Here is a 9,151-nt window from a genome sequence, read left to right as displayed (position 1 = left end):
GGGGCAGGCCTTCGCCCGTCTCGGATCCGCAGTGGTCCTCGTGGCCAGATCCGAAATTCTGCCCCGGGAAGACCGCGATGCAGCCTCCGTGATCAGAGACAGTCTTGAAGCCGACGGTGTGAACGTAATCGAGAACGCCGGCGTCGACCATGTCAGCGCAAACGAAGATGGGACCGCCGTCGTCCATACCGACGACGGGCAAAGTTTCGACGCGGACGTCATCCTCGCCGCCACGGGCCGGAGCGCAAGGACGGAGAGTCTTGGGCTCGACGCTCTTGACGTGGAGTGCGCCAAATCCGGGCACGTCCTGGTCGATGCAGGGATGCGTACCTCAAATCCTGCTGTGTGGGCAGCTGGGGACGTCACCCCGTACCCGCACTTCACTCACCTCGCCGGAGTTTATGCGAGCGTCGCGGCGTCCAACGCCGTGCTGGGGCTGCGGCGGACGGTCAACGAGACGATTCCGCGCGTCACATACACGTCCCCGGAGGTCGCCGCAGTGGGTCTCACCGACGCCACCGCCCCTGGGCACACGACATCAACAATTCACCATGGCGACACTGACCGTGCCGTCACTGAGCAACAAACGTCAGGAATGACCCGGAGCCCCTGGGCACACGACATCAACAATTCACCATGGCGACACTGACCGTGCCGTCACTGAGCAACAAACGTCAGGAATGACCCGGATCGTGATCGATAAACGCGGCAGGATCGTGGGCGGAACGATCGTGGGCCCGAGGGCCGGCGAATCGCTTGCAGAGCTTACTCTCGCCGTCCAGCAAGGACTCAGCACCCGGGACCTCGCAGGAGTCACCCACCCCTACCCCACCTACAACGACGCACTCTGGAACGCCGCCATAGCCCACGCCCGGTCCGGGCTTGACTCACCATTGGCGACGGCGGCCGTGAGGGTTCTTCTACGCTTCAACCGGTGGCGCCATGACCGCCGTCGGAATGCTCAGCTCAACAGCCGGTAGCCAGAGACAATGCGGTGGGTTGCACTGACAAGGACAACAAACGCCCAGACGGCGGCGATTTGCCACGCGGCCGCGGGGAAGATCAGCCAGAGGCTGTGCACGAGGACGGTTTCGGCTCCTTCGGCCAGTCCTCCCAGAAATGACAGTGAGCGGCCGTCGTCCTTCTGCCGGCCCGTTTTCTCGGCGATGGAGGAAAACGCGAGAAATGTGCTGCCATTGATGTAGTAGGCGAACATCACGGCCAAAAACGGCAGCCACGGGGCGCCGAACGCCGTCGTCGCTCCGACTGCTACGCCGGCCACGGTGGCGCCGTAGACGGCGAAATCTGCTGTAATGTCCCAGAACCCGCCCCGGCCTGAATCCGGGTTGTCGCCTTCAGGTTGGTTCTGTTGGGACCGCCGGCGTGCCAAGGGTCCGTCGACGCCGTCGGCCGCCCGGCACAACAACCACGCCGCCAGCGCAGGGAACCACTGTTGCGAGGCCGCAAGAGCGGCACTCAATATGCCGAGGACCAGGTTCAGCCCGGTCAGCCGGTCCGGGGTGATCCAGGGACGGTCAAGCCAGCGTGCAACGGTGTCCAGCGCGGGTGAGAGCAGCGGGCGGAGCCGGGCGTCAAACATCGTCCGCCTTCTCCCTGCGCCGGCGACGGACAGCGAAAATGACGCCGGCGAGCGTAAGCACTCCCAGCACTCCGGCGGCCACATTGGTCTGCCAGCCAAAATCCAGCCCGTAGGCGCCAAGCGCGACAAAGCTGATCGTTCCGGGCAGTATGCCCAGAACGGTGCCCAGAAAGTATGGACGCCATCCCAGCGAGGTCAGACCCGCGGAGTAGTTTATGGCGGTGAAGGGCAGAACCGGCACCAGCCGGACACCCATGACGGCGGCGAAACCACGACGACGGAGCACACGATCGACCTTGTCCACCCGGGTTCCGGTCAACTTCTCGACCGCTTCCCTGCCCAGGAGGCGTCCCAGCCAAAAGGCAGCTACCGCACCGATCATCGCACCGGTGTAAACGAGGACCAGGGCTACGCTGAAGCCGAACAGAACCCCGGCGGCAATGGAGAGAACATTCTTCGGTACCGGAGCCAAAGTGAGTCCGGCGTAGCCGATGATGAACCCCGCTGGTGCCCACCAGCCGGCACGATCCGTCATCCGGCGCAGCTCCTCGACGTCGGGAAGCGGCACCAACAACACAACCACCGTGAGCGCGGCTACGAATACCACCAGAATCAGCAATTTCCGTACCGGCGTGAGGGCAATGAGTTGGGAAGTGATGCGCTTTCCCCGCATAGTCCCACCGTCGGTAGATTCCGCTCCCTCGTTAGGGAGCCATTCCGGTATCGACGATACTGGAACCTGCAGATCTAACCGTATGAAGGATTCCTATGACGCTTCCCGTTCTCCGGCGTAGGCGCCGCCCGGCCCTCGCCAGCGCCACCGGGGCCGTTATGCTGCTGCTGACATCCTGCGCCGCCCCGACAGCTGCAACCACTGAGGAATTCAGCGACTTCGAGGAGGTTCTGTCTGCAGCCGACGGTCAAACGGTTGATTTATGGATGTACGGCGGAGACACGCAGGGCAACAAGTACGTTGATGACGTCCTGACCCCGGCCGCAGCGAAGCAGGGTGTGGAACTTCGACGGGTACCGGTGGCCGACACAGCGGACGCCGTCAACCGTGTCCTGACCGAAATCCAGGCCGGCCGTGACGATGGCTCTGTGGACCTGGTATGGGTCAACGGCGCCAACTTCGGCACCGGCAAACAGGCCGACGCCTGACGGTGCGCCTGGACGGATCTGCTGCCCAATATGGAATACACCGACCCCGACGATCCCCTGCTTACCCATGACTTCGGCGTCCCGGTGGACGGATGCGAAGCGCCCTGGCATAAGGCACAGTTCACCTATGTGTATAACTCGGAGGCCATAGCCGATCCGCCCACCAGCCTGGACGGGATTCTTGAGTGGGCCGAAGAGAATCCGGGCCGGTTCACGTATCCGGCGCCGCCGGACTTCACGGGCAGTGTGTTCCTGCGTGAAGTTCTGCTCAGTACCGCCGGCGGTGCCGATGAAGTCCCCCAGACATTTTCGCAGGAGGCCTTCGACCGCTTGGCACCGGCGGCAATCCAGAAGCTGGAGGAGCTTGAGCCGTCGCTGTGGCGCGAAGGCCGGACATATCCCCGTGATGAGCAGGCCCTGAACCGGCTTTTCGCCAACGGGGAAGTCGATATGACCATGACCTATGGACCGGCCCGATTGACCGATCTGGTCGAATCGGGGGCGCTGCCGGAATCCACGGAGATACTGCCGCTGAAGGAAGGAACCGTTGGCAACGCGAGCTTCCTGGCGATTCCGGCCAACGCGTCCGACGCGGCAGGAGCCATGGTGGTGGCCAACCTCGCGCTGTCGCCCGAACAGCAGGCCGCCAAGGCAAACCCCGAGGTGTGGGGGCAATTCCCGGTACTGGACATGGACCGGCTTTCGGCGGATCAGCGGCAACTGTTCAAGGAATTGCCCTCATCGGATGTCGTTCCACCGTATGAGGTGCTCTCCCGCAACGCTCACGGTGAACTCGCGGCCGAATGGGTCACTCCACTTGACCAGGCCTGGCGCCAGGACGTGGCCTCCGGCCGATGAGCGAATCAAGCGCGACGACGCGGCGCGGCCTGTTGCTCGCCGCACCTGCGGTTGTGCCGGTCGTCGTCGTCCTTGCCGGCAGTCTGGGTGCCGCCCTGCTGCAAAGCGTGGGACTGATGCCCTTTGCGGGACCGGCCACGTTCACCCTTGAGCCCTGGACCGGCAACGCCGGCGAGCTGGCCCGCTCCGCAGCGGTATCGCTGTACATCGCCGCGGCATCGACACTGCTTGCCGGCACCGTTGGCTTCGCTGCGGCCGCCTACATTCTGGCAATGCCGCGGACCGGGCGTTTGGTCGCAGCGGTCAGTGCCGCCACCATCCCCATCCCACATTTGATCGGTGCCGGCGCCGTCGGCCTGCTGCTCTCGGATGCAGGCTTCCTGGCGCGGATTTTAGGGATGCCCGACGGCGGCTTCCCCACCTTCGTCGGCGGCCCGTTCTGGAGCGCTGTCATCTTCGAATATGCGTGGAAGGAATCGGCCTTTGTGGCCTTGGTTATCGTTGGCAGTCTGGCCCGCTCCGTGGGTGGGTTGTGCGACGCCGCTGCAACACTGGGTGCGGCACCGCTGCAGAGGATCACGCATGTGGTGTTACCGCTGGCGCTGCCGGCACTGGCCGTTTCAGGGCTGATCGTTTTCGTTTACACTCTTGGCTCCTATGAGGTTCCCTGGCTGCTCGGCAGGATCAGCCCTGAAGCGCTGCCGGTCCGGGCGGTACGCCTGTTTGGCTCCATAGATTTGGACTCCCGGCCACAGGCGATGGTTACCGTCCTGTTGTCGGTATTGGCCGGTGCCGCAGCTATCATCGGTGGACTGATCCTGCTTCGGCGGATGCGCGGGCTGCGATGATTCCTTTACTCCAACGGCCCTCGCCCTCCATGCGGACCAGCATGCCCGGCGGCGGGGCCGGCAGGGTTCTAATAGGATTGCTGCTGGTCCTGTGGTTTACGTTGCCAATGGTTCCGGTGGCCCTCTGGGCGGTGGCCGGCCGGTGGCATGCTCCCGCCATACTGCCGCAAACCTACAGTTGGGAAGGGTGGTCCGCGGCGGCGTCCTCCGGGTTGTTTCCGGCACTGCTGGCATCGGCTCTTCTCGGTGCGGGGGTGGCCGTCCTCGCCACTCCGCTGGGTTTCCTGGCAGCCGTGTCCATCCGGCGTCTCCCCCGGCGGTATGCCCGGCCCGTCGAGGGAATCCTGCTGGCCCCCTTGGCGATACCGCCGTTTGCCCTGGTGATGGGCATGAACGTGGTCCTGCTGCGCGCCCATGTGCCTGCAGCCGGTGGTGTGCTGTTGCTGCTCGTGGTGACAGCGTTGCCCTACACCGTATTCATGTTCCGCAGCGCCTTGGCCGGATACGACGACAGGTTTGAGGAAGCCGCCCGTTCCCTCGGCGCCTCGAAAGCACAATCCATCCGCCATGTCCGCCTTCCGCTGCTCACGGCCGCGACATCACGGGCGGCGTTCCTGGCGTTTCTCGTCGGCTGGGGGGATTACATCGTCACGCTGATAGTCGGAGGCGGCCAGCTCAGGACCCTTCCTATGACCCTGGCATCAGCGGCATCAGCCACGGGCAACGAACAGCTCACTGCCGTCCTCTCACTGACGGTGGTCCTGCCTCCCCTTGCCCTGCTGACCGCGCTGCTGCTCACCCGGCGGCATGGAAGGATCCGATGAGTTCGCGGCTTGAGCTGAAAACCATCAGCCACCGGTATTCCGACGCAAATGAGGACGTGCTCAAGGACATCTCCCTGACCGTCGAAGCCTCACAGAGCGTTGCCCTGCTGGGCGTTTCAGGCAGCGGCAAATCAACGCTCCTGCGGGTAGCGGCCGGCCTGGAGGATCCCGCCGCTGGACAGGTACTGGTGGATGGGGAGGATCTGGCGGGCACGCCTCCCGACCGTCGTGGCATTGCACTGGTGTTCCAAAATCCACTGTTGTTCCCGCACCTGAATGTTGTCGACAACGTCGCGTTTTCTGCCCGCATGGCCGGTTTTTCCAGAAGGCGTGCCCGCCGTCAGGCCCTTGAGTACCTTGATCTTGTCCAGCTCGAGGATTTTGCACACCGTCATCCGTGGCAACTGTCCGGCGGGCAGGAGCAGCGCGTATCGTTGGCGCGGGCGCTGGCCAGGCAGCCACGGCTGTTGCTTCTGGATGAACCTTTCAGCTCGCTTGATTCAAGGCTGCGCGAGGATATGTACAATCTGGTTTCGCTGATCCGTGAACATCTCGAGCCCACCATTGTGATGGTCACGCACGACCGTCGGGAGGCTTCCGTGCTCGCGGACTCCATCGCGGTCCTCGACACAGGGCGCATCCTGCAGCACGGCTCTGTCCCTCAACTGCATTACCGCCCCGACTCCCTCGCCGTCAGCAGGATACTGGGTGGGCTCAACGAAATCCCCGGCGACGTCACCGGCGGAATCCACAGTTCAGCGCTCGGGCGGGTTAAGGTCCAAGACACGGTCGACGACGGCGCCGCTTTCCTGGTGATCCGGCAGGAAACCGTCAATCTCGTCTCCGCCGGCACCGGCGTGGTGGATGGATCAATAGCCTCCATCAAGTCAATGGGAGCCCATACACTGGCCACGCTTATTATCGATAACGGGAGCACCGCCAAACCGGCCGTGCGTATATCTGCCGAAGTGGTGGGTGCCCCGGACCTCTCGATCGGCGACCACATCGGCGTCGACTTCGAAGAATCGGCCGCCTGGGCAGTCAACAACTAGTTCCCGGGCTTTTGGCGGATCACCGGGGGTCCCACGTCTACGTTGTGACGCGTTCGCCGTCAACCTCGATATGGACTTTGTCGGGATAGAAACAGATGTGTTCGCCCGCGCCGAGTGCCTCGGGCAGGGGGTGCGGCAAGCTCCAAGCCGCGTCAGTTATCCGGACACCGTCGGTGTCCAGGTGCCAATGCTGACCATCGCCCTTATACGGGCACTCTGAAACTGTATCGCTGCGTTCGAACAGCCCAAGGCGGACATCGGCGAACGGAAGGTAGTAGCACACCGGAAGACCCGTCTCAAACAATAGCTTGGGTCGGGTTGACTCGGCGATGATCATCTCCCCCTGACGCACGACGACGCTGCGCGACGACTCCCGGACATCGACACGGTGGTAGCTGTCCCGAACGTGGGCATAGACCGGCTCATCCTCTTCAAACCAGCAGTCCATCGCGGCGAAGTCGACCGTCACGAAGCCGTCCAGCGCCGACCCGCCCGCGTCGGACTGGTAGGACGTGGCCGCCGTGACGGCACCCGGAGCAAGAACCTTCCCAACGGAGATGCTCCACCGCTTGGCTCCGTCGTTGTCCGGTTTCTCCGGAACAAGGAAGTCCTCGCTCAAGTCTTCAAGAGGATACCAGTGCACCGGCAACTTACCGCTCTCGTGAAAGGCGATCCCGCGCCGGCTGTCAAGAACCGTTTGTCCGGCCAATACGGCGCGCATACGGCGCGGCCACGGCTCCCAGTAATGAACATGATTTGGTACGGGGAAGTCGAAGGACCCTCTCTCCGCTCCAAACGGGGCCTGTCCAAGAGTCAGCGACATACGATGGTCCTTCCTTGCAACGGTTTCGCGGTCTAATTCCTGCCAGCCTACGTCTTGGCCTTTATCCGGGAGAAGCGTTTCCGTTCCGGACCCGGCCTCCGCTGCGCGGCATCCGTCCAGTTTCGATGTCCGGGGCCGAGGTGCTGCTTGCCTTCCATCGTCAAAACGGATGTAGGCAAGATAGGTTGGAATGATCCTATGAGCACCGCGATACAGATCAGGAGCCGTTATGGACATGCAACAGAAAATCATTGGTGGCGTCACCAACCGGTGGCTTGAGCACGGCTCGGGCCGGCCCGTTGTTCTTATCCACGGGATACCCACCTCACCCCGCTTGTGGCGCCACGTCATGCCGCTGGTCCAAGGCAGGTCCATGGCCTGGGAAATGCATGGTTACGGCTCCAGCATCCCGGTGGATAAAGCGGAGAACATCAGTCTATCGGCGCAAGCGGACTATCTCCTGGGCTGGCTGGATTCACTCGAACTTGACGAGCCGCCGGTGCTGGTGGGCCATGATCTCGGCGGCGGAGTGGCGCAGATAGCCGCTGCCCGGGCACCGGACCGCTTTGCCGGACTGATGTTCACCAATGCAGTCTGCTACGACTCCTGGCCCATTCCGAGTGTGAAGATGATGGCGCGGCTGGCACCGGTCCTGCGGCACCTGCCCGAGGTGCTGCTGTACCCAACATTCGTCCAACTCATCCACCGCGGCCACGACAACAGGCAGCGTGCCCTCGAATCCCTTGGCGAGCACTGGTCGCCGTACGTCGCCAACGGCGCCGCGCGAAGCATGACGCGGCAGGTGACCGCCCTCGACGTGCAGGACACCATCGCAATCGCGGACCGGCTGCCATCCCTCGGACTGCCCGCACGCGTAATTTGGGGCGAAGCGGACCGCTTCCAGAAAGTACAGTACGGCGAACGGCTGGCGGCCGACCTTGGGACCGAAATAACGCGCATACCGGGTGGGAAACATTTCACGCCGGAGGACCACCCTAACGACGTCGCCGCCGAAATCAACGCCCTGTTGAATCGGTGACCGCAGGGTGGCCCGGAGCCGCTCTCCTACCGCTCCGCCACCGCGCACGACCAGCGAGCGTAGGGCGCGGCAGTCGCTCAAGATTTTCACCAAAGTGTTCGGACCACCGGGCCGTAGGGACACAACGACGTCGGGCTCATAGCCAAGCGCCCATCGACCTCATGCTGGGTTCCGGAGTGCTCGGCGTCTCTCACCGACCAGTACGCCGACGAGGGTTAGGACGACCGCGCCGGCCACGCCCAGCAGGGCGTTGGCATTCCCTGTGGAGGGGGCCGCCAGAGCCACGAGGTACGGTACGACTAGGCCTGCGTAGGCGAGGCTGTAGAACAGCGCGACCACTGCGCCGAGCTCGTCGGGATCCGCGAGGCGTTGGACTTCTTCCAGGCCGACGACCAGGCAGAGCCCGTATCCGGCACCGAGCAGCAGCGCCGCCGCAGCAGCGCTCAGCATTCCTGGCCTCGCGGTGGCGAAGGCGGCGCCTAGACATTCGATGGCGACGACGGCCAGGCCTACGGCGGCAGCACCAGCAGGGCCGTGCCCGTCCAGAACGGTGTGCAGCACCAGCAGGGCCGTGCCCGTCCAGAACGGTGTGCAGCCGTCTCCCCCAGGGCTGGACAGCCGCTCCCGCCATTAGTGCGGCAGCGGCCAGCAACCCCGGGTACGCGATCTCCAGGGCCGCGTTCGGCGGAAGCGCATGAGCGGGCAGGGTTGTGAACACCAACGTGACGCTGCCGAACACCCACGGCCCAAGCGGGACGACGACGCCGAGGAACCGGCCGCTGGTGGCCGAGGCGGGGAACAGTGGTGCCCGGCGGACCGGAGTACTTCGGGCGGGCCGGGTCTCCGGCGCGCGCGGGAGCAGCACGAGGGCGACCGCCGCGAGGACCAGGTGCACCAGGTAGGGCAGCAGCTCAGGCGCCGGCGCCCACTGGGCGAGGGCCCCGGC

At 64.2% G+C, this 9,151-nt stretch carries 12 protein-coding genes and 1 pseudogene; 9 read left to right on the top strand and 4 right to left on the bottom strand.

The features are described from left to right. A partial coding sequence (locus tag Y707_RS22360) for an FAD-dependent oxidoreductase (protein ID WP_162150148.1) occupies positions 1 to 649 on the top strand: 649 nt, incomplete at its 5' end. Positions 650 to 680: 31 nt separating this feature from the next. Further along, positions 681 to 980 carry an oxidoreductase dimerization domain-containing protein gene (locus Y707_RS28675; protein ID WP_051441506.1) on the top strand — a complete coding sequence of 100 codons (300 nt, stop codon included), beginning with the start codon at positions 681 to 683 and terminating at the stop codon, positions 978 to 980. On the opposite strand, the gene Y707_RS0100910 is transcribed toward Y707_RS28675, so the two are convergent. Together Y707_RS0100910 and Y707_RS0100905 are read right to left on the bottom strand one after the other, a co-directional pair. Then, positions 962 to 1,600: a CDP-alcohol phosphatidyltransferase family protein gene (locus Y707_RS0100910; protein WP_026533721.1), complete on the bottom strand. Its 639-nt coding sequence runs from the start codon at positions 1,598 to 1,600 to the stop codon at positions 962 to 964. The two genes, Y707_RS28675 and Y707_RS0100910, sit on opposite strands and share 19 nt — an antisense overlap. Then, the gene (locus Y707_RS0100905) at positions 1,593 to 2,273 is read right to left on the bottom strand and encodes a TVP38/TMEM64 family protein (RefSeq protein WP_035779761.1); all 681 of its coding nucleotides are present in this window, start codon (positions 2,271 to 2,273) and stop codon (positions 1,593 to 1,595) included. The genes Y707_RS0100910 and Y707_RS0100905 overlap by 8 nt, the downstream gene beginning before the upstream one ends. Positions 2,274 to 2,368: 95 nt before the next feature. On the opposite strand from Y707_RS0100905, the gene Y707_RS32025 reads away from it, so the two are divergent. The 5 genes and pseudogenes from Y707_RS32025 to Y707_RS22345 all read left to right on the top strand — a co-directional run bounded on the left by Y707_RS32025 (position 2,369) and on the right by Y707_RS22345 (position 6,343). Then, positions 2,369 to 2,761 carry a type 2 periplasmic-binding domain-containing protein gene (locus Y707_RS32025; protein WP_216699181.1) on the top strand — a complete coding sequence of 131 codons (393 nt, stop codon included), beginning with the start codon at positions 2,369 to 2,371 and terminating at the stop codon, positions 2,759 to 2,761. Positions 2,762 to 2,776: 15 nt separating this feature from the next. Continuing rightward, positions 2,777 to 3,619, top strand: a pseudogene (locus tag Y707_RS22355) (ABC transporter substrate-binding protein); the annotation flags it as partial. After that, entirely contained in the window at positions 3,616 to 4,467 is an 852-nt protein-coding gene (locus tag Y707_RS22350; protein ID WP_051441505.1) for an ABC transporter permease family protein, read from the top strand. The pseudogene Y707_RS22355 and the gene Y707_RS22350, both read left to right, overlap by 4 nt. After that, positions 4,464 to 5,291 carry an ABC transporter permease gene (locus Y707_RS0100890; protein ID WP_216699179.1) on the top strand — a complete coding sequence of 276 codons (828 nt, stop codon included), beginning with the start codon at positions 4,464 to 4,466 and terminating at the stop codon, positions 5,289 to 5,291. Before Y707_RS22350 ends, Y707_RS0100890 begins: the two co-directional genes overlap by 4 nt. Beyond that, positions 5,288 to 6,343 carry an ABC transporter ATP-binding protein gene (locus tag Y707_RS22345; protein WP_051441503.1) on the top strand — a complete coding sequence of 352 codons (1,056 nt, stop codon included), beginning with the start codon at positions 5,288 to 5,290 and terminating at the stop codon, positions 6,341 to 6,343. The genes Y707_RS0100890 and Y707_RS22345 overlap by 4 nt, the downstream gene beginning before the upstream one ends. A gap of 37 nt (positions 6,344 to 6,380) precedes the next feature. Here the strand turns inward: Y707_RS22345 and Y707_RS0100880 are convergent, their stop codons facing one another. Beyond that, the gene (locus Y707_RS0100880) at positions 6,381 to 7,166 is read right to left on the bottom strand and encodes a DUF427 domain-containing protein (RefSeq protein ID WP_026533718.1); all 786 of its coding nucleotides are present in this window, start codon (positions 7,164 to 7,166) and stop codon (positions 6,381 to 6,383) included. A gap of 229 nt (positions 7,167 to 7,395) precedes the next feature. Between Y707_RS0100880 and Y707_RS0100875 the strand changes: the two genes are divergently transcribed. Next, complete coding sequence (locus Y707_RS0100875; protein WP_026533717.1) at positions 7,396 to 8,205, top strand: alpha/beta fold hydrolase; 810 nt, start codon at positions 7,396 to 7,398, stop codon at positions 8,203 to 8,205. 159 nt (positions 8,206 to 8,364) lie between these two features. Here Y707_RS0100875 and Y707_RS28670 read toward each other — a convergent pair whose 3' ends face one another. After that, positions 8,365 to 8,766: a hypothetical protein gene (locus tag Y707_RS28670; RefSeq protein ID WP_026533716.1), complete on the bottom strand. Its 402-nt coding sequence runs from the start codon at positions 8,764 to 8,766 to the stop codon at positions 8,365 to 8,367. A gap of 133 nt (positions 8,767 to 8,899) precedes the next feature. Here Y707_RS28670 and Y707_RS32020 point away from each other — a divergent pair. Next, on the top strand, positions 8,900 to 9,151 hold a 252-nt coding region (locus Y707_RS32020), incomplete at its 3' end, for a hypothetical protein (protein WP_155852621.1).

It is taken from the genome of Arthrobacter sp. H14, assembly GCF_000520495.1.
Lineage (GTDB): Bacteria > Actinomycetota > Actinomycetes > Actinomycetales > Micrococcaceae > Arthrobacter_C.
Note: the sequence above shows the minus strand (reverse complement) of the source record. Positions and strands in the feature narration are given on the sequence as shown.

Coding starts and splice junctions, on each gene's coding strand:
- Y707_RS28675 (WP_051441506.1), top strand. CDS start 681: ATGACCCGGATCGTGATCGATAAACGCGGCAGGATCGTGGGCGGAACG.
- Y707_RS0100910 (WP_026533721.1), bottom strand. CDS start 1,600: ATGTTTGACGCCCGGCTCCGCCCGCTGCTCTCACCCGCGCTGGACACC.
- Y707_RS0100905 (WP_035779761.1), bottom strand. CDS start 2,273: ATGCGGGGAAAGCGCATCACTTCCCAACTCATTGCCCTCACGCCGGTA.
- Y707_RS32025 (WP_216699181.1), top strand. CDS start 2,369: ATGACGCTTCCCGTTCTCCGGCGTAGGCGCCGCCCGGCCCTCGCCAGC.
- Y707_RS22350 (WP_051441505.1), top strand. CDS start 3,616: ATGAGCGAATCAAGCGCGACGACGCGGCGCGGCCTGTTGCTCGCCGCA.
- Y707_RS0100890 (WP_216699179.1), top strand. CDS start 4,464: ATGATTCCTTTACTCCAACGGCCCTCGCCCTCCATGCGGACCAGCATG.
- Y707_RS22345 (WP_051441503.1), top strand. CDS start 5,288: ATGAGTTCGCGGCTTGAGCTGAAAACCATCAGCCACCGGTATTCCGAC.
- Y707_RS0100880 (WP_026533718.1), bottom strand. CDS start 7,166: ATGTCGCTGACTCTTGGACAGGCCCCGTTTGGAGCGGAGAGAGGGTCC.
- Y707_RS0100875 (WP_026533717.1), top strand. CDS start 7,396: ATGGACATGCAACAGAAAATCATTGGTGGCGTCACCAACCGGTGGCTT.